A 22231-nucleotide genomic window follows, 5' to 3' on the forward strand; every position below is an offset into this window, starting at 1 on the left:
CATCCAGAGCCTGGCCACGACCCATGTCGATTACATGGAAAGGGCTGGCTTCTCGTGCCCGCTCTCGGTGAAGGGCCTGCCCAACCACGGTCGTCTCGCCGCCGCCTTGAACGCCATCGACAGCGACAGGGCGACGATCAGGAAGTTCCGCAAGGATCTCGCACAGGCTGCTTCCCGGAACGTGTTCGTCTCGGCGGAAGCCCTCCACAGCCTGAAGCGCGACGGCATCGCCCGCCTGAGACGGTTCACGCGCGACCGGGACGTGCAGATCCTGTTCTATGTGCGCGACTATCCTTCCTGGATTCCGTCGATGTATGCGCAACCGACCAAGCACGGGCGCAATCTCCAGGATATCGATTCCTTCGTCCGGGGCGGCCGCAGGAACCTGTCGGTCGTCGCGAGGCTGGACAGGTGGGCGGAGGCGTTCGGCTGGGAGGCGATGCGCATCCGGCCACTCGACGCCAGTATCCTGGTCGGCGGCACTCTCATCGCCGATCTGCTGCACGCCCTCGGTGTGGCCGAGCCGCCGCCGGAGGTCGCCCGGGAAAACGAATCGCCGCATTGGATGACCCTGGAAATCGTGCGCGCCCTCGCGATCGCGGCGACGACATCGGCGATCGGGAGCGTCGGCCCGCGGTCGCTCAAGGGGATCGTGCGCCTGTGTGAGGCCTGCATGGACCCCGCCACGCCCCGGCGCACGCCGTATCTCACCCGCGCCCAATGGCTCGACGCGGCCGAGCTCTACCGCCGCGACATGGAGGCTCTCGGCCAGCGCGTGGGAATGATGTTTCCCGTGGCACTTCCCGAGCCTCCGGAGCGGGAGTTCCTGCCGGACTTCGACGCAGTGCCGCGCGATGTGTGCGCAACCATCCTCGATCGCCTGGACGACCCTCGGTTCTCCAGCCCCATCGATTCCGCGGCGTCGATTCTGCTCCGGGACCTGCTGTCGACGAAGAGTCCCCGACAGGCACCCACCCGCAAACGCGGCCTCCTCGCGCTCGGCCTGTCGATGCTCTCGCGGGCGGGAGTGGCGCGAAAGCGGACGGTTTGAGGAGTGACGCGGCCGTCGGCGGCCGGCAGGCGCCTCTCCCCTGGCAAACCTGCGAGGCGCGTCGTTGATCCGATCGCATTTTCCCACCCGTGCGACGCCCTCCTGAAGAAGGAAGACGCAGCCGCGGCGCAGATGATCAAGGACGGGCTGCTGAAGGCGGAGTCGGGCGGCTATGCCTGCAGCGACGCGGGCAATCCCTCGAAGGCGAACGGATTGAGGAACTGCCGCCGCCAGAAATAGCGGCGGTCGGTGGCCGACAGGCACGCCTCGGTGCACACCGCGTCCCATCGCTTCGTGATGACGTCGATCTGGTGCTTCACGATGCGGCGCGCCATGGCGGGCTTGAGCAGGAACGTGGGAGCGGCCCGCAGGCACAGGGAAAGCTGGCTCTGGCGCTCGTTGCCCAGGATCAGCATCGCCTGGCTCGCCTCCGTCCCGGAGCGCGGCTGCGGGCAGATGTCGTAGGCGGGCGTCAGGGCGAGTTCGCTGCCGTCCCAGAAGGCCGCGTGATTGCGCGCGTGATCGTCGCTGTTGCCGCACAGGATGTTGAACACCAGGCGGGAGAACAATTCGCGGAGCGTTTCCCGGGGCGCCGCGAAACGGTGACGCCCGATCGTGGCCAGGTCCTCGTAACTGGCGTAGCGCGCCATCATCTCGTCCAGGGCGAACAGCGTGAGCGCCGACACCATGGCGCGCCGGGTCCAGCCGGACGCCTGCCGCTGGCGATCGAAACGTTCGATCAGCAGCACGTCCTTGCCGGCGGCGCGCTTGAGGGCAACCGGCGCAACGTCGAGGCCGGCCTCGGCCGCCAGGCGCATCGCCACATACTCGGCCTTGACCACGCTGTAGACGTCGCCCTGCGCGGAAAATTTCGCGATGTACTTGCGGTCGCCGTCGACGATCAGCGCCTTCGGCCGGGCGCCGCCGATCGAGCTGCCGTGGAACAGCGCCTGGTCGAGATCGGGATTGAGCGGCACGCCGCGCTCGACCTTGTCCGCCGCCGTCAACAGCGCCTTCATCGTGGCGCCCGGGGCTTCGCGTGCGACGTACTCCGTGGCCGAGCGCTGGAAGTCGAGGGCGCCGATCCGATCGGAGCCCGACTCCAGCAGATAGGTCAGCTCGTCGAGCCGGGTCGTGTCGATATCCTGCCCGCGGGCGCCCAGCTTGCGGTTGACGATGACACGGCGACCCCAGGCGTCGGGTGCCGCATCGCGCAGACAGCTCGGCATCGACAGATTGTCGAGCAGCGGCAGGCTTCCTCGTCGCAGCGGTAGCTCAGGATCGTAGATCGCGATGGCGTCGTCGCGCGCGAGATAGCTGCGGCCATACAGGAAGTGGAGCCTGTTGCCCTCGGCCGAGAGGCGGCCGGCGACGACCGGCTCGGTCGCGCCCGGAAGCCAGATCCAGACATAGGCCTCCCGATCGTTCTTCCCGGGGGCCTCGCTAGAAGTCATCCTCCGCCTCCTTTCGCGAGGGACGGATGGACTTGGGGAGCAGTTCGAGCATGGCGGCGTTGGTGCCGAGTGCCTGACCCAGGGCGCCGGGACCGGCATCGAACAGGTGGACGCCGACGATGGCGGCCGTCTCGAACACCGCCCCGATCGTGCAGCCCGGATCGCCGCGCTCGATGCGCTGGATGAGCCCGCGCGACACTCCGGCCCGCGTTGCCAGCTCCGCGACTGTGAGCCCGCGCTCTATCCGCGCCCGCCGGATCATCTGTCCCAGCAGCGTCAGCGCATCCCGGCTGTAGCGGGAATAGGGTCGGTCGGGCGGCTTGGGCATTTTGATCCATTAAAAGAGCAAAGAAAGATCTAATGAGCTATTTATAGATCAGAATGCGACGGCGTCAATAGATACGCGCTATTAATAAAGCATTAAGCTATCTTAAGAGCCATTAATGGAGCTAATGCATCTTGGCTTTGCCATCCTGCTCGCGTCGCTTGTGCTATATTGGCCTCGCGCTTAGGCAGCTTGCGAGACGCTTCGTTGATCGATTCGTACACCGCCTGATTGAGTGGGTGGATCGCCCGTCGGTGCTCTTCCGGCTGGCCATCGCCTTCATTGCCGCGTGGGCGATCTTTCTCTCGCAGGTTTCCACTCTCGATCGCGTGCCGTCCGACTACATCGACAAAGGTGTGTATTGCCTCGATGTCTTGGGCCACATTCTTGACCATGGCGGTGTTCCGAAGCCTGTTCCCCTGGCTGGTCGCCGCTCAGATCGCTGGCGTCGTGCTGATCGCGCTCCGCATCGCGCCGCTCGTATGGGGGCCTCTCGTAGTACTTCCACTGTTCTGGGGCACGCTGGTAGCGTCGTGCCCCTAGGAGCGATTTTGCTCTGGAAAGGTGAGTCGTGAACGACAGACGATCACTTGGCGACGAGATGTATGCCTTCGTGCGCTATGTTGCGATTGCGAGCGCCTTGTATGTGGTGCAAGCGACACTTGTGGTGATGCCGTTGAGCGGCATTGGTTCGCCTGGGCTGGGGAGTGTGATCACCTTCCTGATTCTCACCGCCATGGCGACAATCGTTCTTGCCACCATTTCTAGCATCATTCCTTTCGCGGTCATGGCGGTGATAGCCAACCGGCTCGGGATCAAGACGGTTGTGTATTACGTCTTGGCGGGGTGCCTTATGGCCGCCTTGACAGCCCTAGAAGTTTCTTTGTCGTTCTCTCGGGGCGTCTCTTTCGACAACTTGCTTCCTCGTTGGGAAAGATTCTACGCAGAATTTGGATCCCTTCTCTTGCCTGTTGTCGCGGCCACACTCGCTTATTGGCAGTTTGACGTTCGTAAATCGGTCAGTCTTCAATCAAGCGAGACCGTCTGATAGAGAAGCTGGTTGCCGGAAGCAGTTCTGTCCGGAATCTCGCCCTGTTCACTCAATCCCGCTAAATACGACGCCTCGTCATTGCGTCGGGAAAGGGTGCCTCAATGAAAAACACTCCGCGTATCATCATCAACTCTGACGTCCTCGCCCCCGCGGCGATCGCGTTGCTTGAGGCACGGGGGGCGGAGGTGCGGATGTTGCCGACGCGGGCCACCGAGGCCGAGATGATCGCGGCGGTGTCGGAGGCGCCGACCCATGCGATCCTTGTGCGCACCACGAAGATCACGCCCGCCGTCTATGACGCCGCGCCCGACCTGCGCGTCGTGTCCAAGCACGGCGTCGGCTATGACAATATCGATGTCGCGGCCGCGAGCGCGCGGGGCATCGCGGTGCTGCGTACGCACGGCGCCAATGCCCGCTCGGTCGCCGAGCTGGCGCTGGGCATGATGCTCTCGGTGCTGCGCTACATGGTGCCGTTCGACACGGCGCTGCGCCAGGGCACCTGGCCGCAATCGGCCTTCATGGGCCGCGAGCTGTCGGGCTCGAAGCTGGGCATCGTCGGCTGCGGCGCCGTCGGCTCCTCGCTGGTCGCGCTCTGCCGGCCGTTCGATCTCGATATCCGGATCTACGATCCCTATCTCGCGCGCGAGGCGATCCCGGAGGGCGTCGGCCGCGTCGATGTCCTCGACGAGCTGCTGGCGTGGGCGGACATCGTCACGCTGCATTGCCCGCTGACCGAGGAGACCGACCGCATGATCGACGCGGCGGCGCTGGCCCGCATGCGCAAGGGCACGTTCCTGGTGAATGCCGGCCGCGGCCCGCTGGTCGATGACGTGGCCCTCGTCGCCGCGCTGGAGGGCGGCCATCTCGCCGGCGCCGCGCTCGACACCTTCGTCGTCGAGCCGCCCGATCCTAACCATCCGCTGTGGAAGCAGAAGAACGTAGTCTTCACGCCGCATATCGGCGGCTCGACGCGGCAGTCGCTGGAGCGGGTCGCCGTGCAGGCGGTCGAGAACATCTTCTACGTGCTCGACGGCATGCCACCGCCGGCGAAGTGCGTGGTGGGGTGAGGCGCCTATCTTATCCGTCGTCTCGACCGTAGCGCGAAGCGCGGAGTGGAGAGACCTTTTTTCCACCCAATGCCGTCAAATGGAGGAGAGAAGGTCCCTCCACTCCGCTTCGCTCCGGTCGGGACGACGAGGGCTCACCCCACGTCAGGCATCTTCTCCAGCAGCTTGTCGAGCGTGATCGGGTAGTCGCGGACGCGGACGCCGGTGGCGTTGTAGATCGCGTTGGCGACGGCGGCGGCGACGCCACAGATGCCGAGTTCGCCGACGCCCTTGGCCTTCATGGGCGAGGAGAGGGGATCGGTCTCGTCGAGGAAGATCACCTCCTGGTGCGGGATGTCGGCATGGACCGGGACTTCGTAGCCCGCGAGGTCGTGGTTGACGAAGAAGCCGTGGCGTGTGTCGACCGCCAGCTCCTCCATCAGCGCCGCGCCCGCGCCCATCGTCATGGCGCCGATCACCTGGCTGCGCGCCGACTTCGGGTTGAGGATGCGGCCCGAGGCACAGACCGCCAGCATGCGCCGGATCCGCACCTCGGCCGTGGCGGCGTCGACACCGACCTCGATGAAATGCGCGCCGAAGGTCGAGAGCTGATGCTTCTTGTCGAGCTCGCCGAACTCGATCGCATCCTCGGCCACCAGCTCGGTGCCCTTGGCCGCCTCGGCCAGCGCGATGCTGCGCTGGCCCGAGCGGACCTGGCCGTCGGCGAACTGCGCGTCGGCGGCATTGAGGCCGAGCTTGGCCGTCACCGCCTCGCGGAGCTTCACGCAGGCCGCATAGACGCCGGCGGTCGCGGAGTTGGCACCGAACTGGCCGCCCGACCCGGCTGACACCGGGAAGGCCGAATCGCCCAGCTTCACCACCACCTTGTCCAGCGGCACGCCCATCATCTCGGCGGCGGTCTGCGCGATGATCGTGTAGCTGCCGGTGCCGATGTCGGTCATGTCGGTCTCGACCGTGACTGTGCCCTTGGCGTCGAGCCGCACCCGCGCGCCCGACTTGATCACGGGCGAGCCGCGATAGGCGGCGGCCATGCCCAGTCCCACCAGCCAGCGCCCGTCGCGCATCTGTTTGGGCTCGGCCTTGCGGGCGGACCAGCCGAAGCGCTCGGCGCCGGTGCGCAGGCATTCGGTGAGCTGGCGCTGCGAGAAGCTGCGCTCCGGCTTCTCGGGATCGACCTGGGTGTCGTTGCGGATGCGGAACGCGACGGGGTCGAGGCCGAGCTTCTCGGCCATTTCGTCCATGGCGATCTCGAGCGCCATCATGCCGGACGCCTCGCCGGGCGCGCGCATGGAGTTGCCTTCCGGCAGGTCGAGCACGGCCAGCCGCTGCCGCGTCAGCCGGTTGGCGCCGGCGTAGAGCAGCCGCGTTTGCAGGATCGCGGTCTCGGGCTTGCCGTCCGGCAGGTCGCCCGACCAGCTGTCATGGCCGATCGCCGTGATCGTGCCGTCCTTCGTGGTGCCGATGCGCAGGCGCTGGATGGTCGCCGGACGGTGCGTCGTGTTGTTGAACATCAGCGGCCGCTGCAGCGCCACCTTGACCGGGCGCTTCGCCGCGCGCGCGCCCAGCGCCGCCAGCACCACGTCGGCGCGAATCCACAGCTTGCCGCCGAAGCCGCCGCCGATATAGGGCGACATCAGGTGGATCTTGTCCTCGGGCATGCCCAGCGTCTTGGCCATGTCGCCGACGCTCCAGGCGATCATCTGGTTCGAGGTCCAGAGCGAGAGTTTGTCGCCTTCCCAGGCGGCGATGGTGGCGTGCGGTTCCATCATCGCGTGCGACTGGTCGGGCGTGGTGTAGGTGGCGTCGAGCTTGACCGGCGCGGCGGCGAAGGCGGCGTCGAAATCGCCGACCCGGCTGTCGGCCGGTTCGTCGTCCTTGCCCGAGGGCTTGGCGGAGTCGCGGGACGCGGCGAGGTCGTAGGCGCCCTTGGCCGGCGCATACGCGACCTTGATCATTTCGGCCGCATCGCGTGCCTGCTCCAAGGTCTCGGCGACCACCAGCGCGACGGCCTGGTGATAATGCTCGATCCCGGGCCCGCCCAGCAGCATGGCGGTGTTGTACTCGCCCTTGCCGAGCTTGCCCGCATTCTCGGCCGTGACGACGGTCAGCACGCCGGGCGCGGCCTTCGCGGTGGCGATATCCATGGAGGCGATGCGGCCCTTGGCGATAGCCGATCCCATCACATGGCCATAGGCCGCGTTGGGCGCGACGTCGTGGCGTTCATAGGCATAGGGCGCGGTGCCCGTGGTCTTCAGCGGTCCGTCGATGCGGTCGAGCGGCTGGCCAACGATCTTCAGCTGGTCGATCGGATTGGTGGTGGCGGGCGTGTCGAATTTCATGGCTCAGCCCCTCGGCTCGGCCAGCACGGCGGCGAGCGCACGCTCGGCCAGTGGCACTTTGAACTTGTTCTCTTCGGTGGGTTTGGCGCCGGCGAGCAACTTCGCCATCACAGCCTTGGCGCCGCGCGAAAACTCCGCTTCGGCGTCCTCGCGGCGCCACGGCTTGGGCGCGACGCCGCCCAGCGCGACGCGGCCGCTGCCGTCCGGCTGGATGATGGCGGCGACCGAGACGAGGGCGAAGGCGTAGGAGGCGCGGTCGCGCACCTTGCGATAGTGCTGCATGCCGCCGGCAGGTTTCGGCAGCGTCACCGACGCGATCAGCTCGCCGGGCTCCAGCACCGTCTCGATTTCGGGCGTGTCGCCGGGCAGGCGATGGAAGTCAGCGATCGGGATCGTGCGGGTGGCGCCCTGCGGCTTCACGGCTTCCACCGTGGCGTCGAGGACGCGCATCGCCACCGCCATGTCGGACGGATGCGTGGCGATGCAGGCGTCGCTGCCACCCACCACGGCGAGCTGGCGGCTGTAGCCGCCCAGCGCCGAGCAACCGCTGCCGGGGCGGCGTTTGTTGCAGGCCATGTTGGTGTCGTAGAAATAGGGGCAACGCGTGCGCTACAGGAGATTGCCCGCGGTCGTCGCGCGGTTGCGCAACTGGCCCGAGGCGCCCGACAGCAGCGCCCGCGACAGCACCGCATAGTCGCGCCGCACGCGCGCATCAGCCGCGAGATCGGTGTTGCGCACCAGGGCGCCGATGCGCAGGCCGCCCTCCGGCGTCGGCTCGATCTTGTCGAGGCCGAGGTCATTGACGTCGATCAGATGCGCCGGCGTCTCGATCTGCAGTTTCATCAGGTCGAGCAGGTTGGTGCCGCCGGCGATGAACCTTGCGTCCGGCCGGCGCGCGGCGGCGCTGGCGGCCCCGGCCGGCGAGGCGGCGCGCTCGTAGGTGAACGGCTTCATGCCTTCCTCCCGGCGACTTCGCCGATGGCCTCGACGATGTTGGAATAGGCGCCGCAGCGGCAGATGTTGCCGCTCATGCGCTCGCGCAGTTCGGCGTCGTCGAGCGCTGGCTTGGCGTTGAGGTCGGCGGTGACGTGACTCGGGATGCCGGCCTCGATCTCCTCCAGCACCGCGACCGCCGAACAGATCTGGCCCGGCGTGCAGTAGCCGCACTGATAGCCGTCATGCTTCACGAAGGCGGCCTGCATCGGGTGCAGCTTGTCGGGCGTGCCCAGCCCCTCGATGGTGGTGATCCTGCCGCCCTGATGCATGACCGCCAGCGTGAGGCAGGAATTGATGCGCCTGCCGTCGAGGATCACCGTGCAGGCGCCGCACTGGCCGTGATCGCAACCCTTCTTGGTGCCGCCGAGATGCAGCCCCTCGCGCAGCGCGTCGAGCAGAGTGGTGCGTGGATCGAGCTCGAGGTCGCGCGGCTTGCCGTTCACGGTGAAGGAAACTTTCAGCGTCGGCGCGGCGCCGCTCCCAGGTGCCGGCGGAGAGGCCGGTGACGCCTGCGCCCCGGCCCGGGACGCTATGGTGCCGACGGTTGCCGTGGCGACAGTGGCCGCCATCAGGGTGCGTCTTTTCACATCATTTTCGCGGGGAGTGGCCATGGGGGGCTCCTGCTGGCGGCTGCGGTGCGGGTTCAGGCCGCTCAACGTCGCGTCCGGCGTCCTCGTTGCGCCGAGACCCGTGCCGCTTTTGCCGCGCGCGGCCTCGGCAAGGCCGAATGGTTCGTGCGCCGTGGAGCCTGCGACTTCACGCAAATTGCAGCCGTCGACCAGTGGGATGATCGACGGCCGGCCGGACCGGGGAAACGGGATCCGGCCCCTTCACATCCAGTCAGTGGTGGAAGCTGGAAGTGAAGAGCTTTCTCGCAAGAACAGATGGCGCCCGCTATCGGCTGAGCGCGCTACGTCGACCCCTGGCGCCTGGAGCGGCGCGTGGTGGGAGGCGGTTCTTCACTGGCAGGCCGGGGTTTAAGGAAGCCCCGCACAGTCCACACAAGGGCAGCCCCTCCCAGCGCGACGACGATCAAGTCCGATGGCCCGTCGCAATCGCCGATGATGCATACGTAGCGCTTTGACCAGTATGCAATCCAAAGCACCGCCCCCGCGAACCACAGGCGGAAAATCCCACTTCCCCAATTCATTGCCCATTACCCACTACCCAATCCCAAGCAGCACTCCCCAGTGCTTGCACTGGAATAGCAAAGGCAACCGTAAGAGGGCAATGCGGAAGGTATAATACTACTATGAGTATTATCGATAAGGTTCAGTTGCCTGTACTGAAGGCCTGTTCCGTGGGGAGCCGGTACGGACGGTTCATCCTATCGAAAAAATGTGAAAAGGCCGACAGTCCAGACGATGCCGTGCGCGATTGCATTACTCCAGGGCGTACGCCGCGACTTGCGCGCCGATCTCCTCCGGCCGGTTCTGCCAGCCGCGCTCGCCATGGCCGGGCATGGCGATGTTGTGGATCAGCGTGCCGAAGGGCGGGACGTAGAGGCCGCAGTGGTTGAGGGGCAGGGCGATGCTGGCGATCGCCTGGTTCGCGCCATCCTCGTTGCAGGTGGCGATGATGCCGAGCGGCATGCCGTCGAGGTCGTAGGGCTCGTCGCTGAAATCCCAGAAGACCTCGTCGATCAGCCGCTTCGCGAGCACCGAGACGTTGAACCAGTGAACCGGCGTGGCAATGATGAGCCCGTCGGCGTCGAGCAGCTTCTTCCGCACGGCCTTCAGCGAAAAGTCCGGCCGCAGGATCTCCAGTTCGCTGGTCGTGCCCTTCTTCTCCGCGGCCTGCAGCGCCTTCCTGAGCAATCCATGGGCGACGCTTTTCTCGGCCGTTGGCGCGCACAGGATACCGAGTATGTGAGTCATCGAGTCTTCCAACGTTCGAGGGCGCACACTCTAGCGGAAGCCCTGCGGGAAGCGCGAATGCTGTCGCGATGGCGGTGGCCTGGGGTGCCGTGTCCTCGCCGGAGTCCATATCGCCTTTACCGCGCGCGGCCGGTGGCATCGGCGTCCACCTGCCCGGCTCCGTTTACATCGTGCCGAGATCCGCGATGGCGCTGACGATCAACTGGGTGCCGACCGCCATCATCAGGATATCGCTCGCGACCCGGACATACTGGTAGCCAGCGGGGGCAGGCGTGAGCTGCCCGAGCAACGCGCCCGGGAGTGGATAGAAGGTCACGCCGGCGGGGAGCGGTTGGCCGATGGCCCAAAGCTTCTTCGCCTGACCGGGCGGCAGGCACCCATTGTTCTTCTTCGCGAGACCCGGCGGGCAGTTCCCTGCCGCATAGAGCGGGCGGTAGTATCCGTGGATGGCGCCCCGATCACGCTCGGTCACGACGACGTTGACCGTCGAGGGTGCGCCCTGGCCGACGCCCTGGCCCGGGTTGGCCTGACCCCGAGCCGCGCCGGGCGGATCGCCGCCTCCGTTCTTCCCATTGCCACGATCAGCCTTGTCCGCCTTGTCGGCGCCGCGGCCCTGGCCCGGGTTGTCCTTGTCCTTCTGAGCCATCGCCGGCGACGCGAGAGAGGCGGCAACCATCAACGCCGCGATCAGGGTGAGCTTGTTCATCGATATGGTCCTTCGGGTGCGAGCGGCAGAACATAGGCGTGAGCGACGCCCGTCGATGTGATCGTTCTGTGCCCGGCAGCGAACCAACGCCGCGGACCGCGCAATGTTGCGCTGAGAGCGACCTGCAGCGTGCGGAACCTGTCTATTTCGGCACATCGCCCAATGACTGCAAATTGCGTCGGTTGAGCAAATAATATCAAAAGCCAAGTCGAAATTGGCAGTAATTCTCAATGACGTGGCCTTGGGCGAAATATGATGACTCTGACGCTGCGCTGACTGCAGAATGTTTCCCCGGGGAAGAGGGACGATGACGACAGGAACCAATCCGGTAGGGGAGTAAGCGTCATGGGTACGATGGGCTGGACAATCTACGGGGCGGAAGGCCTCGTTATTGTTCGCGGCGTGGGCCTGTTCGATCTGTCATTCATCTCGTCGTTCGAAGCGACCATGCGGGCAAAGGGAACGGTCGGCTATTGCAAGCTGTTCGATTTGCACCGGGCCGACATTCAGCTCAGCAGCGACGATCTCCAGGCCATGGTCGCCAGGACCCGGTCATATAGCGCCACGACCGAGGGGCCCATCGCGATCGTGGTCGGCAGGACACCGCCGCCTCTGTTGGTGGACATGGCGGTTCTCCTGAAGCACCGGATGGGAGACAGCCGCCGATTGCGCCTCTTCACCGAGGAGACGGACGCGCGGGAGTGGCTTTCCTCCGAAAGCGCGGCCACCGGCCTTTTCAGAAAGCCTTTCCGGTTCCCCTTCATGGCTGTGGTGAACGACAGCCGCCCTGGGTACTGAGTGGGGCGGATGATCGGCATTGGGGCCCGACGGCTCTCCAGAGATTATCGTCACTGTTCTATCGGGAGAGAAACAAGTGTCTGATGAAGAAGCGCGTCGGCTCCTGCATTCGCGCCACTTCTGCACCGACCGGCTCGTCGAGGTGAAGGAAGATCTGGCCCGCATTCAAGCCGAAGACCTCGAGCTGAAGTCCAAACTGGACGGTGCCGGGGAAGCGGAGGCCGGCCAGATACGACGGCGCAGAAGGCACCTGAGCCGTCGGCTCAATGAAATGAAAGCCGAACGTGCTGCGCTGGCAGCCGAGCTGCAGGAATCAACCGACAAGCTGAAGATGATCCACCAGGTCTGACTGTTCGGCTTCACTCCGGTACCGGGGACGGTCGGATTGGGCTGCGCCAAAGCGATTGCATTCCCTGGTCACACGACGGCGATTGAGGCTCTCCCTCATATCGATCTCGCGGGCAAAGAGCTTCCTGCCTCTGACCGAGGCGCTATCTTTTGCGATAGAGGCCTGCGCCGAGAAGTATGACGCCGACCACCAGCACGCCGCCGATCAGAAGCGGTGGAATGACATGCGTGGTGGTTTGCGTCGTTTCGAGCTTCAGCTCGCCGATCCGCGCCAGCTCGGTGGTCTCCTGGGTCGTGAACATCGGCATGGCGAAGCCGACCAGGCCGAGCACGATCAGTACGGCGCCGAGGACGATCAGCGGGGAACGGCTCACGGGACTGCCCGTGTCAGAGCCGTCCCATGCCGGCCCCGCCCAGGGCGCCGACGAGCCAGAGAACGAGCAGGATCACGAGGATGAGGCCCAGGACGCCGCCGAGCCCGCGCCCGCCATAGCGATTGTAGCCATAGTAGCCGCCGCCGCCGCCCAGCAGCACGATCAGCAGGATGATGATCAGTATCGTCGACATGGGAGCAATCCTCGTTGGCCCGGTCCGTGAAGCCGCCTTGAGGCAGATCAAGGACAAGGCCGGTGGCTGACTTATGAAGTCTTGCCGCAGTAACGCGCGAAGCCTGCAATCGTTGCACACCCCCGGAGGAAGCCATGAGAAGAGCCCTTGTGCTGGCGTTGCTGCTGATGCCGCTTCCGGCCGCCGCCCAGCCTCAGCAGACCGGCGGTGCGCTGGCCGCGCGGTGGTGCACGGCCTGTCACGTCGTGGAAGCCGGCCAGCGCCTGGCCACCGACAGCGCGCCGAGCTTCCGCGCCATCGCCGCCCGGCCGGACACGACGGCGGCGATGCTCGACGGCTACCTCTCCGTGGGCCACACGCTCATGCCCGATTTCTCGCTGAGCACCCAGGAGCGGAATGCCCTGGTCACCTATATCCTGAGCCTTCGCCAGAAGCCGTGACGGGCGGCGACACGCCGGGCGAAAGGGAGCTCGTCAGTCCATCACGTCGAGCAGCGCCGGGCGCACGCCCAGCTGTTCGACGAACTGGTCGAGCTTGCGGCGGGCGAGCGGATTGCTCTGCTGGTGGCGGGTCGCGAGGATCAGCTCGTTCTTCAGCGTGTGTTCGAGGCCGGTGAACTCGGTCACGCGCACCTTGTAGCCCCGGGCTTCGAGCACCAGGCCGCGCAGCACGTTGGTGGCGTGCGCGCCGAACTCGCGACGGTGCAGCGGGTGGCGCCACAGCTGGTCGATCGGCGAGGGCTTCGCATGTTCGAGCAGGGCCGCGACCTCGGCTTGGCAGCACGGGATCAGCGCCACGACCTTCGCCTCGTGGCGCAGCGCGAAGCGGATCGCGTCGTCGGTGGCGGTGTCGCAGGCATGCAGCGCCGTCACCATGTCGGCGCGGCCGCCGGGCAGCACCGTGTCGGCAATGCCGCCGGCCACGAACGACACGCGCTCGAAGCCGCACTCGCGGGCCAGCGTCTGCGAGCGCTCGACCAGTTCGGCGCGCACGTCGACGCCGACGATCGAGCCGCGTCCGGCGGGACCGACCACCAGGTCGTAGAGGATGAAGCCGAGATAGGATTTGCCGGTGCCGAGATCGGCGATCACCGGATCGCTTCCCTCCGCCAGCAGCGCGTCGAGCGACGGGCGCAGCAGCTGCACGAGATGCAGCACCTGCTTCAGCTTGCGCCGCGTGTCGAGGTTCAGCCCGCCGTCGCGCGTCAGCACGTGCAGCGCCTTCAGCAAGGTGACGGAGCTCTCGCGCGCCGGCCCCGGCCACATCTCCGCCAGCACCTTGCGCCCCGCGATCACGTCGGGCCGTTCGCGGGAGGAGGGCGGTCGCTTGGGGGAATGCTGCTTCGACATCGGGGGAGCTTGTGGGCGAGACCGCAGGCCGCCGCAAGCTCCCCGGGTCGTTTCTAGTGCCGCGCCGGCAGCGGCAGGATCACCGGGACGGGCGGGGGCGGGATGAGGGGCAGGCCGAGACGGTGGTTTAGTTCGGCCACGTCGTCGATCCAGGGCGAGACGCGGCCCGAGGCGCCGATGGAAGGAAAGGGCTGCGTGGTCACCATCTGCGTGACCGTGACGAAGTCCGACAGTTGCGGGCCCGCGACATAGGCGAGGTGGAAGCGGCGGCCGTCGGTGAGGCTCGCGACGCAGCCGAGCGATGTGACGTCGGCCGCACGCTGCGTGCGATAGGCCTCGACCTGCTCCAGGTCTTCGAAGGTGAAGCCGTAGGGCTGTGTCGCCGCGAGCTCGAAGGCGCGCCGGATCAGGCCGGCTTCCCGGTCGAGCGGATCCCTCGCCCCAGAATCACTCGCATTGGTCAGGCAATCGAGCATGACAGACATGGGCACTCCCTTACAGATGGTGCAGGCCGCGGCAGCAACGCCAGAACCACGACCGGTGTTCCCGCTCCGCCCATTCGATCATCACCCCGGCGTAATGACAGGGATCCGTGACAGTTGGATGGGCCTTCTCGATCAGCCGCGCGGCGGCGAGATGCGCCGGCCAGGACCAGGTGCCGACATGCCGCTCGGCGCGGTAATGCGCGACCACCTGGCGGGTCATGCCGGTCAGCCGGCCCCAGGCGAGGATCTCCTCGCGCTCCGCCGCCCGGCGTTCCCATTCCAGCGCCACCTCCTCGCGCGTGGCGCCGTGGGTGCTGTTGGCCTTGAGGCGATGCAGCCGCTTGTCGAAGGCATATTCGGCGAAGGCGGCGGCGTGCTCGGGCTGCGTGAAGCGGAAGGTGCAGAGGCCGTTGAAGCAACCGCTGCGATGCTCGCCGAGCCCGTTCAGCGTCGCATTCACCTCGGCCTGCTCGTAGACCATCCAGAGGCCGCGCCGGATGACCTGCGTGGCATGGGGAAAGGCCTGCTCGACCTCGGCCGAGGTGTCGAAGCGCGGCGGGCTGCGATAGGGGATGCGCGCCGGCCCGGGCGGGCGGGGAGAGGGGGCGGCGGCGGCGGTCGCATCGGTGGCGGCGGCGATGTCGGTCATGGCGGGCCTCACCGCGCCCGCACGAAGGCGCGCAGCTCGGCCTGCGACAGGAACCGGGTGACGCCGAAGACGCGCGAGCCGCAGCGGCTGCAGACCAGGCCCGCCTCCTGGAGCGTGCGACGGTCGCCCGGCCGCGCCTTCAGCGCCGCCGCGGTGACCACGACGCGCCGGATGCAGCGTTCGCATTCGATGCCGATGGGATGCGGGGCCGTGGCGACGTCGTGAAGCGTTAAACCGAACATCCAGCACCTCCTCTGCTGGACGGACTCGTATGGGAACAAAACAGGAACAACAAGCCACTTAATGCAGGGGGTGGAGACGCCGCCAGCCCTCTACATTTTGGGGCACGAGCCCAAGCGACGCCGCCGATTGGACTTGGATCGGCCGCGAAGGCATGTGCACGATGAACCTGTATCGCTCGCATGCCCGTCGTCGCGGAGAACTCAGATGGCCTTCAAGTTCGTCACCGTGTCGCTTGCTGTCATGGCTGTCATGGGCCTTGCAGGCTCAGCGACCGCCGCCGACCCGGTCCGCTCCGCGCCTGCGCCCGCCGGCCCTGCCGGGGTAAACGTCGACTCGAGCAACCGCGATCACATCGACCAGGATGCGCAGTTCAAGACGGACAAGGGCGGCCCGACCAACGGCATCGGAGGCACCGGCGGCGGCAGGTTGCAGGCGAGCCCCAACGGCATCGGAGGCACGGGCGGCGGCAGGATGCAGACAAGCCCCGGCCCCAATAGCGGCACGGCCCCCGACAAGCGCTAGCCGCGCTGGGACCTAGGGCTGCGCCGTGTAGTCGAAGTCGGCGTCGCTCAGCAGCCAGAAGGCGGAAATCCTGTCGTCATGCGTCAGCAGTTGCGCGCGATGATGCCTGACCATGTCGGCGTGATGGAAGCGCGGCACGGCGGGGATCGAACGTCTGCCAGACCTCCTGCATCAGTCGAACGGCGAAGGCGCGGGTCTTCTCGGACATGGTCTTCTCCGGGGCGTACGTGAATCAAAGGTCCCTCACTTCGTTCGGGATGACAATTTTGTTGGTCGTTGCGCCGTGCGCCGGCACGAAGCCCCTGTCATCCCGAGCGCAGCGAGGGACCTTTCCTTTCCGCCTTGCCATCTTTCGGACGTGGTGACACCCCACATCGACAGACATGCTTCGAGGCGACGACCCGGTGACACCTTTCTCCCGACTGAAGAACGCGGCCGACTCCACCCTGGCGGGGATTGCCGCGGCGTTCGATGCCTCGCCGCTCTCGCAGCAGCGGCATCGCATCGCCGTGACCGGGCTGCAGCGCTCGGGCAAGACCGTGTTCATCACCGCCTTCGCCCATGCGCTGCGCACGGCGGCGCAGGCGCCGATGGCGTCCTTTCCGTTCTTTCCCTGGCGCGCGCATGTGCACGCCGTGGAACTGCTGGAGATTCCCGGCGTGCCGCGCTTTCCCTTCGAGGAGCGGCTGGACCAGCTCCTGTCGGAGCAACCGACATGGCCGGCGCCGACCACCGGCCTCAGCGGCCTGCGCGTGCGCATCCGTCATGGCGATGTCGGCTTGCTGCGTTCGGTCGTCTCCTCGGAGGCCACCACCGATCTCGATCTGGTCGACTATCCCGGCGAATGGCTTTTGGACCTGCCGATGCTGACCCAGTCGTTCCGCGACTGGTCGCGGCAGATGGAGGAGCTGGCCAACAGCGCCGGGCGTCTCGACCTCGCGACGCCGTGGCTGGACGCGGTGCGCGCGCTCGATCCCGCCGCGCCGGAGAACCCGACCGAGCTGGCGCGCATCGGCTCTCTCTACCGCGACTATCTCCTGCGCTGCCGGCAGGAGCGCAGCCTCTGCTTCGTGCAGCCGGGACGCTTCGCGCTGGCCGACGAAGAGGTCGATACGGCCGCGCTGTTCTTCCCGCTCTCGTCGGTGCGCTCGGGCGTGCGTGCGCCCCGCAGCGGCACGATGGGCGCGGCGCTGCTGCGACGCCATGCCGACTATCTGAAGCGGGTCCGGCAGTTCTACGGCGAGGTCTTCGGCCGCCTGAGCAAGCAGGTGCTGCTGGTCGATCTCCTCTCGGCGCTGCAGCAGGGCCACGAGGCCTTCGCCGATCTCGGCCTCGCCATTCGCAGCATCAGCGACGCCTTCGACGAGCTGCGGCATCCGCTGCTGCGCCTGCTGCCGATCGCCCGCGTCGACCGGCTGGCGCTGGCCGCGACCAAGGCCGACCATGTCACCGCCGACCAGCATGCCAACCTGGTCAACCTGCTGCGCGACCTGATCGGCGAGCCGTTCCTGCAGGCGACGGCGCGGCAGTCGGGCCTGCTGGCCGTGGCCTCGGTGAAGGCGACGACCGACCTCAAGCTCAAGGTGAACGGCCTCGCCACGCCGTTCCTGCGCGGCATCCCGGCCGGCCGCGACGAGGTGCTCGACCTCCAGCCCGGCGTGATCCCCGGCACCATTCCCGCTGCCGACCAATGGGCCGAGCTGGGCTTCAACATCCGCCGCTTCGAGCCGCCGCGGCTGGGGCCCGGCTTCCGCGACCGGCCGCTGCCGCACGTCAATCTCGACAAGGTCCTCCAGTTCCTCCTCGCGTGAGCATCCTCATGAGCATGACCCCACAAGCTGAGACGCCCCGCCGCCTGGTCGACATGGAGTTCCGGCCGGGCGACCTGCCGCCCGCCGACGCGCCCTCGCTCGAGGAGGCACTGCCCGAGGTGACGACGCGCTCGCGCGCGATCCGCTGGCCGGCCAGGCTCGCGCTGGGCTCGGCCGGTCTGCTGCTGCTGCTCTTCGTCGTGGACGGCGCGGTCTCGCTGCTGCGCAGTGCGATCGAGCAGGGCAGCCTGCTCGACCTCGCGCAGTTCGCCGTGCTCGTGGCCCTCATCGGCTCGACGCTCTGGCTGCTGGCCGGCCAGGCCCGCGCCTATGCAAGGCTCAAGTCGGCCGAGCGGGCGCGCGAGCTGGCGGAGCATCTGGCGCGGCTGGGCGGCGTCGGCAGCGGCGGCCGGCTGGTCGGCGTGCTCGACGCGCTCTACGCCGGCAATCCCGAGGTGCGCGGCAAGCTGGGCGCCGTCTCGGCCGCGCTGCAGCCGCAGCACACCGATGCCGACGTGATCGATCTTCTCAACCGCGAGATCTTCGTGCCGATGGACCGGCGGGCCGACGAACGCATCCAGCGCGCCGCGCTGCGCGCCAGCCTCGGCGTTGCCGCCTGTCCGCACCCCGCGCTCGACGCGCTGGTCGTGCTGGGAATCAGCGTCGCACTGGTCAAGGACCTGATGCAGATCTACGGCCTGCGCCACAGCGCGCGCGCCGTCTGGCGCATCATCTCGCACGTGCTCTTCTCGGCCTCCTCGACCGCCGTCATGAGCACCGTCGTCGAGTTCGCGATGCAGGCCGCCCAGGACCGTCTCGCCGCCGCCGTCGTCGGCACCGCCGGCGAAGCCCTGGTCGTCGCCCGCCGCACGTTCGCGCTCGGCATGCTGGCCAAGGAGGAGATCCGGCCGCTGCCCGCGCCGCGGTGACTGCAGCCTATCCGTCACGGAAAGGTCCCTCACTTCGTTCGGGATGACAATTTTGCTCGGGTTGGCGCTGTGCGTAGATGCAGAAAACGCTGTCATCCCGAACGAAGTGAGGGACCTTTCGCTTTATCGAAGGCGAGCTGCAACGATCTCGTGTGATCGGGCGGCGCTCAGGCGCCGCGGAGCTTCGCCACGTGGCGGGCCAGCTTCGCCAGCGTCTGGCCGCCATATTCGACGGCGCCGAAGCCGATCGCGCCCTCGCGTTGCGCCTTGGACGGGTGCATCTGGCGCAGGGTGAGGACGGTCTTGCCGTCGCTCTGCTCGTCGAAGGTGACGAGCATGCGGAAGCGGCCGGGATCCTCGTCGCGGTCCGAGCCGTGCTCGACCTCGATCAGCGACGGCGCCTCGAGACGCAGGAAGCGCATCCGGTTGTCGTAGCGCGTGCCGCCAGGCGCCACCATGTCGAAGCGCCACAGCCCGCCGGGCCGGAGATCGATCTCGCGCGTCTCGACCTCGAAGCCCTCGGGCCCGAACCAGAGCTGGATCTGCTCCGGGTCGGTCCAGGCGGCATAGACGAGGGCGCGCGGCGCATCGATCACGCGCGTGAGCACGATCTCGCGATCGAGGGGCCAGTCCTGCCACGCGGACGGCGGCGGTGTGAACGGGGCGCTCATGGTCCTAATGCTTCCTCTTCATGCGTTGGACATGGGCTTCGAGGCGATCGAGGCGCCGCTCCCAGGTGGCGACATGCCGGTGGATCCAGGCCTCGGTCTCCTGCAGCGCACGCCGCTCGATCCGGCAAGTCCGCACGCGCCCGGTCTTCTCCGAGCTGATCAGCCCGCTCTCTTCAAGCACCCGCACATGCTTCAGGAGCGAGGGCAGGGCGATCTCGAACGGCTCGGACAACTCGCTGACCGATCTCGGCCCCTCGCACAGACGGGTGACGATCGCCCGCCGGATCGGATCGGAAAGCGCAGCGAAGGTTCGGTCGAGGTTGGTTGAATTGTTAGCCATATTAGAAACTATTGAGACCGGGTGATCGCGCGGTCAAGGGAAAGTTTCACGAGTGGCTAAGTATTGGGGCGGGCCAACTATCGCCGCGGCGGTTTCGGAAGATCCTTCGCTTCCTTCGCCAGGGCCGCGATGCGTTCGTCGGCTTTGCGGTGACGCTCAAGCTTTCGCTGCCGGTCGAACTTCTCATACTGCGCTTCGGCGATGCGCCTCGCCTCGGCCGTCTTCACCGAGCCTCCGGAACGCAGCACAGTCCGGCCCAGCTGGTCCAGCTGCCGGTCCAGAAGGGCCTGCGCATCCCGCATCACCACGAGCCGGCCCATGTCGAGCTGGTCCTCGAAGATGTCGAGCAGGATGGTGGTGAGGCGGTTGAGTTCCTTGATCTCGCCCTCGGCCAGATAGTTCTTCGAGACGGCAACGTCGGTCTTGCGGATGTTGTCGTTCTGCCAGGTCCGCAAGCCCATGTTCTCGGACTGGTGGTTTGCTCTCTCGGCGATGATTTCCGACGGAGTCTGGCTGGTGACCGCGTAGACCAGCTTGGCCTGTGTCCGCTGATAGAATTCACGGGCCGCTTCCGTGGTGCCGTCATAGTCCTGGCACAGGGCGCAGATCCGGCGAAGCTCGCGATAGACATTGGCTTCGTCGGAGCGAATGTCGCGAATGATCTCGCGGAGTTCGGCGACCCGGTCGACGCTTTCCGGCTGCTTGAGCCGTGCGGCATCAACCACGAAGCCCGTCCTGGCGAACTGTACCAGGATGCCGGTCGCCCAGCGGCGAAAGACTGTTGCCTGCGCGGAGGACACCCGGTAGCCGACCGAGATCACCGCATCGAGATTGTAGTGATCAATCTGTCTTTCGACCTTGCGGGAACCCTCCTGGCGAACTTGTGCAATTTTTGCACTAGTTGCCTCGGGCTCCAGTTCCCCCTCGGCATACACATTGGCCAAGTGCTTCGTGACGACCGAGCGATCCACCCCAAACAACTGGGCGATCTGCGCCTGTGTCATCCACAGGGTCTCACCCTCGTAGCGGATGTCCAGCCGCAGGCCCTTGTCCGTCCCGTACACGAGAAACCGGTCGCCGGTCTCGTCCTCAACCAGATGCACCGGCTCATCGTCAGTCATGGGCTGCCCGTTTCGAATGCAGGAACATTATAGCAACATCGGCGTGCGATACGCCACCTGAGTCTTCTGTCAGGGCAGGGCCTCTTGGTAGCGGCGCATCTGTCGGAGGAAGCCGCTCCACAACGCGCGGCGCCTGGTGAGCCAGGCGGCGCGCTCATCCTCGCGCCAGGATCGGAACGGGACGCCGCTCCACGGTGTGCGCTTTTCGCTTTCGTGGGTTTGCAGGTGGGAGAGCCAGACGAGGGCGGCGGCGGCGTGGGCTTCGTGGGGGAACTGGCCGAGCTGTTCGCAGTCGGGCTCGAGCCAGCGGTCGAAGCTGAGGCCGAGGGCGCGTTCGACCCGCTGGAAGTCGCGGCTGCGGTGGGCGACCTCCGCGCTGCAGATCGCGACGGCGCGGGCGCGGAAGTTCTCGATGTCGATGATGGGTGTGGGGAGGGGGCGGCGGTGGCGGCGGATCAGGTCGGCGACGGTCTCTTTCGGCTGAAACGAGAGACTGTCGGGCATGAAGCGAGTGTCGGATAATAATCCGGAAATGTCAAGTATCGGAGGATAGTAATCCCTCGCGACTTGTCATCCTGAGCGGAGCCGTCCGAAGGACGGCGTAGTCGAAGGACCTTTACGCGGCGTGTGATCGATCGAAGCGAAAGGTCCTTCGACTGCGCGCCTGCGGCGCTTCGCTCAGGATGACACCGATTTCGTGATCGGCGCACGGCGCTTTGGGAGACGCCTCTACCTCCCACCCTTCATCAACTCATCCCACTCCAGCACGCGATAGACGCGGAACACCGTCTTGCGGTCGACGTCGAATTCCTTGGCCGGGCGGTACTGCGCGAGCTTCAGGGTCTTGGCCGAGATGCCGACTAGGAGCTTGACCACGGTCTGGCGCACGCTGGAGCCGGCGATCGGCCTGAACTCGACCACGACATGGTCGTTGACGCTGGGGGCGCGGTCGCGCTCGACGTAGATCAGGCTGTTGGGCTTGCGCCACGGCCACATCGAATCGCCCACCACGTTCAGCGCGAACACGTCGCCGCGGCCATGGATGCCCGGCGGGCGGGCGACATGGTCGATCACCGTGCCGTTCATCTCGAACTCGCCGTTGCCGTCGCCGCCCATCGCCGTGCCATAGAGCGGCACGTCGCTGGCCATGTGGCCGAGCATCGGCCGGCCGGGCGCGTCGAAGGCGGGCGTGACGTTGCCCGCGAGATCGGTCGCGAAGGACGAGGTCGCGAAAGAGGGGGCCGCGCCGTCGGCCGTCGTCGCGGGCAACTCGCCCTGCAGCTCGGCGACGCCCACGGCGCGGCCGGTCTTCTTCGCCGCGCCAGCCGCGAGCCGCGAATAGGTCTTGTCGGTCAGCGTCTTGGCGCCGGTCGGGTCGTCCAGGAACTTGCGCAGCGTTCCGTCTCCCAGGCCTGAGAGCGATTCCCACTGGGCAACGTTGAGGCCGGCCCCGGCCATGAAGGCGCGCAGGGCCTGGCGGCGCTGGTTGGCATCGAAGGCCATGCCGTCAGTCTGGCATTTTCCGGAATGGT

The 22231-nt window shown here is 66.8% G+C and carries 28 protein-coding genes and 1 pseudogene; 9 read left to right on the forward strand and 20 right to left on the reverse strand.

Translation table 11 applies throughout. The features are described from left to right. The first annotated feature begins 67 nt into the window (after positions 1–67). Positions 68–1051, forward strand: coding sequence for a hypothetical protein (locus Q7V45_RS22915; RefSeq protein WP_304856482.1), 984 nt, complete (start codon positions 68–70; stop codon positions 1049–1051). 170 nt (positions 1052–1221) lie between these two features. On the opposite strand, the gene Q7V45_RS22920 is transcribed toward Q7V45_RS22915, so the two are convergent. The 3 genes from Q7V45_RS22920 to Q7V45_RS22930 form a co-directional block, all read right to left on the reverse strand. Beyond that, positions 1222–2505, reverse strand: a complete 1284-nt coding sequence (locus Q7V45_RS22920; RefSeq protein ID WP_304856485.1) for a type II toxin-antitoxin system HipA family toxin — start codon at positions 2503–2505, stop codon at positions 1222–1224. Then, complete coding sequence (locus Q7V45_RS22925; RefSeq protein WP_304856487.1) at positions 2495–2833, reverse strand: helix-turn-helix transcriptional regulator; 339 nt, start codon at positions 2831–2833, stop codon at positions 2495–2497. Before Q7V45_RS22925 ends, Q7V45_RS22920 begins: the two co-directional genes overlap by 11 nt. A 92-nt stretch (positions 2834–2925) precedes the next feature. Continuing rightward, positions 2926–3225: a hypothetical protein gene (locus Q7V45_RS22930; protein ID WP_304856489.1), complete on the reverse strand. Its 300-nt coding sequence runs from the start codon at positions 3223–3225 to the stop codon at positions 2926–2928. 176 nt (positions 3226–3401) lie between these two features. Between Q7V45_RS22930 and Q7V45_RS22935 the strand changes: the two genes are divergently transcribed. Continuing rightward, entirely contained in the window at positions 3402–3878 is a 477-nt protein-coding gene (locus Q7V45_RS22935; protein WP_304856491.1) for a hypothetical protein, read from the forward strand. Positions 3879–3982: 104 nt separating this feature from the next. After that, positions 3983–4948, forward strand: coding sequence for a hydroxyacid dehydrogenase (locus Q7V45_RS22940; RefSeq protein WP_304856493.1), 966 nt, complete (start codon positions 3983–3985; stop codon positions 4946–4948). Positions 4949–5082: 134 nt separating this feature from the next. Here Q7V45_RS22940 and paoC read toward each other — a convergent pair whose 3' ends face one another. From paoC to Q7V45_RS22965, 5 genes and pseudogenes are all read right to left on the reverse strand, one after another. After that, positions 5083–7287 carry an aldehyde oxidoreductase molybdenum-binding subunit PaoC gene (paoC, locus tag Q7V45_RS22945; RefSeq protein WP_304856496.1) on the reverse strand — a complete coding sequence of 735 codons (2205 nt, stop codon included), beginning with the start codon at positions 7285–7287 and terminating at the stop codon, positions 5083–5085. Positions 7288–7290: 3 nt separating this feature from the next. Continuing rightward, a pseudogene (locus tag Q7V45_RS22950) lies at positions 7291–8241 on the reverse strand (xanthine dehydrogenase family protein subunit M). Next, positions 8238–8894, reverse strand: a complete 657-nt coding sequence (gene paoA, locus Q7V45_RS22955) for an aldehyde dehydrogenase iron-sulfur subunit PaoA (protein ID WP_370692651.1) — start codon at positions 8892–8894, stop codon at positions 8238–8240. The pseudogene Q7V45_RS22950 and the gene paoA overlap by 4 nt, the downstream one beginning before the upstream one ends. A 771-nt stretch (positions 8895–9665) precedes the next feature. Next, positions 9666–10160 (reverse strand): flavodoxin family protein, encoded by a 495-nt coding sequence (locus Q7V45_RS22960; RefSeq protein WP_304856498.1) that lies wholly within the window; start codon positions 10158–10160, stop codon positions 9666–9668. A gap of 163 nt (positions 10161–10323) precedes the next feature. After that, complete coding sequence (locus tag Q7V45_RS22965; RefSeq protein WP_304856500.1) at positions 10324–10866, reverse strand: hypothetical protein; 543 nt, start codon at positions 10864–10866, stop codon at positions 10324–10326. Between the two features lie 345 nt (positions 10867–11211). Between Q7V45_RS22965 and Q7V45_RS22970 the strand changes: the two genes are divergently transcribed. Together Q7V45_RS22970 and Q7V45_RS22975 are read left to right on the forward strand one after the other, a co-directional pair. Then, positions 11212–11664: a hypothetical protein gene (locus Q7V45_RS22970; RefSeq protein WP_304856502.1), complete on the forward strand. Its 453-nt coding sequence runs from the start codon at positions 11212–11214 to the stop codon at positions 11662–11664. A 76-nt stretch (positions 11665–11740) separates the two neighbouring features. After that, a complete protein-coding gene (locus Q7V45_RS22975; protein ID WP_304856505.1) occupies positions 11741–12013 on the forward strand; it encodes a hypothetical protein in 273 nt (90 codons plus the stop codon). A 142-nt stretch (positions 12014–12155) separates the two neighbouring features. Here Q7V45_RS22975 and Q7V45_RS22980 read toward each other — a convergent pair whose 3' ends face one another. Both Q7V45_RS22980 and Q7V45_RS22985 read right to left on the reverse strand, forming a co-directional pair. After that, on the reverse strand, positions 12156–12386 hold the full coding sequence (locus Q7V45_RS22980) for a hypothetical protein (protein ID WP_304856508.1): 231 nt from the start codon (positions 12384–12386) through the stop codon (positions 12156–12158). 13 nt (positions 12387–12399) lie between these two features. Next, on the reverse strand, positions 12400–12579 hold the full coding sequence (locus Q7V45_RS22985) for a DUF3309 family protein (RefSeq protein ID WP_304856509.1): 180 nt from the start codon (positions 12577–12579) through the stop codon (positions 12400–12402). Between the two features lie 134 nt (positions 12580–12713). Between Q7V45_RS22985 and Q7V45_RS22990 the strand changes: the two genes are divergently transcribed. Further along, a complete protein-coding gene (locus Q7V45_RS22990; RefSeq protein ID WP_304856511.1) occupies positions 12714–13019 on the forward strand; it encodes a c-type cytochrome in 306 nt (101 codons plus the stop codon). Between the two features lie 33 nt (positions 13020–13052). Here the strand turns inward: Q7V45_RS22990 and Q7V45_RS22995 are convergent, their stop codons facing one another. The 4 genes from Q7V45_RS22995 to Q7V45_RS23010 are packed head-to-tail and all read right to left on the reverse strand — an operon-like array spanning position 13053 to position 15304. Continuing rightward, a complete protein-coding gene (locus Q7V45_RS22995; RefSeq protein WP_304856513.1) occupies positions 13053–13928 on the reverse strand; it encodes an SAM-dependent methyltransferase in 876 nt (291 codons plus the stop codon). 53 nt (positions 13929–13981) lie between these two features. Then, positions 13982–14413, reverse strand: coding sequence for a hypothetical protein (locus Q7V45_RS23000; protein WP_304856515.1), 432 nt, complete (start codon positions 14411–14413; stop codon positions 13982–13984). A 10-nt stretch (positions 14414–14423) separates the two neighbouring features. Next, positions 14424–15062: a hypothetical protein gene (locus Q7V45_RS23005; protein WP_304856518.1), complete on the reverse strand. Its 639-nt coding sequence runs from the start codon at positions 15060–15062 to the stop codon at positions 14424–14426. A gap of 8 nt (positions 15063–15070) precedes the next feature. Continuing rightward, entirely contained in the window at positions 15071–15304 is a 234-nt protein-coding gene (locus Q7V45_RS23010; RefSeq protein ID WP_304856521.1) for a hypothetical protein, read from the reverse strand. Positions 15305–15509: 205 nt separating this feature from the next. Here Q7V45_RS23010 and Q7V45_RS23015 point away from each other — a divergent pair, with 205 nt between their 5' ends. Further along, complete coding sequence (locus Q7V45_RS23015; protein WP_304856524.1) at positions 15510–15827, forward strand: hypothetical protein; 318 nt, start codon at positions 15510–15512, stop codon at positions 15825–15827. Between the two features lie 12 nt (positions 15828–15839). On the opposite strand, the gene Q7V45_RS23020 is transcribed toward Q7V45_RS23015, so the two are convergent. Beyond that, complete coding sequence (locus Q7V45_RS23020; RefSeq protein WP_304856527.1) at positions 15840–15965, reverse strand: hypothetical protein; 126 nt, start codon at positions 15963–15965, stop codon at positions 15840–15842. Between the two features lie 266 nt (positions 15966–16231). Between Q7V45_RS23020 and Q7V45_RS23025 the strand changes: the two genes are divergently transcribed. Beyond that, the gene (locus tag Q7V45_RS23025) at positions 16232–17638 is read left to right on the forward strand and encodes a YcjX family protein (RefSeq protein ID WP_304856529.1); all 1407 of its coding nucleotides are present in this window, start codon (positions 16232–16234) and stop codon (positions 17636–17638) included. A 14-nt stretch (positions 17639–17652) separates the two neighbouring features. Then, positions 17653–18567, forward strand: a complete 915-nt coding sequence (locus tag Q7V45_RS23030; protein ID WP_304856532.1) for a DUF697 domain-containing protein — start codon at positions 17653–17655, stop codon at positions 18565–18567. 167 nt (positions 18568–18734) lie between these two features. Here the strand turns inward: Q7V45_RS23030 and Q7V45_RS23035 are convergent, their stop codons facing one another. The 5 genes from Q7V45_RS23035 to Q7V45_RS23055 all read right to left on the reverse strand — a co-directional run bounded on the left by Q7V45_RS23035 (position 18735) and on the right by Q7V45_RS23055 (position 22202). After that, the gene (locus Q7V45_RS23035; protein WP_304856534.1) at positions 18735–19238 is read right to left on the reverse strand and encodes an SRPBCC family protein; all 504 of its coding nucleotides are present in this window, start codon (positions 19236–19238) and stop codon (positions 18735–18737) included. 4 nt (positions 19239–19242) lie between these two features. Then, a complete protein-coding gene (locus Q7V45_RS23040; RefSeq protein ID WP_304856536.1) occupies positions 19243–19578 on the reverse strand; it encodes a helix-turn-helix transcriptional regulator in 336 nt (111 codons plus the stop codon). A 77-nt stretch (positions 19579–19655) separates the two neighbouring features. Further along, positions 19656–20699 carry a RhuM family protein gene (rhuM, locus tag Q7V45_RS23045; protein WP_304856541.1) on the reverse strand — a complete coding sequence of 348 codons (1044 nt, stop codon included), beginning with the start codon at positions 20697–20699 and terminating at the stop codon, positions 19656–19658. A gap of 69 nt (positions 20700–20768) precedes the next feature. After that, a complete protein-coding gene (locus Q7V45_RS23050; protein ID WP_304856546.1) occupies positions 20769–21203 on the reverse strand; it encodes a hypothetical protein in 435 nt (144 codons plus the stop codon). Positions 21204–21428: 225 nt separating this feature from the next. After that, complete coding sequence (locus tag Q7V45_RS23055) at positions 21429–22202, reverse strand: hypothetical protein (protein WP_304856549.1); 774 nt, start codon at positions 22200–22202, stop codon at positions 21429–21431. Positions 22203–22231: the final 29 nt, after the last annotated feature.

It is taken from the genome of Reyranella sp., from assembly GCF_030651995.1.
Classification (GTDB): domain Bacteria; phylum Pseudomonadota; class Alphaproteobacteria; order Reyranellales; family Reyranellaceae; genus Reyranella.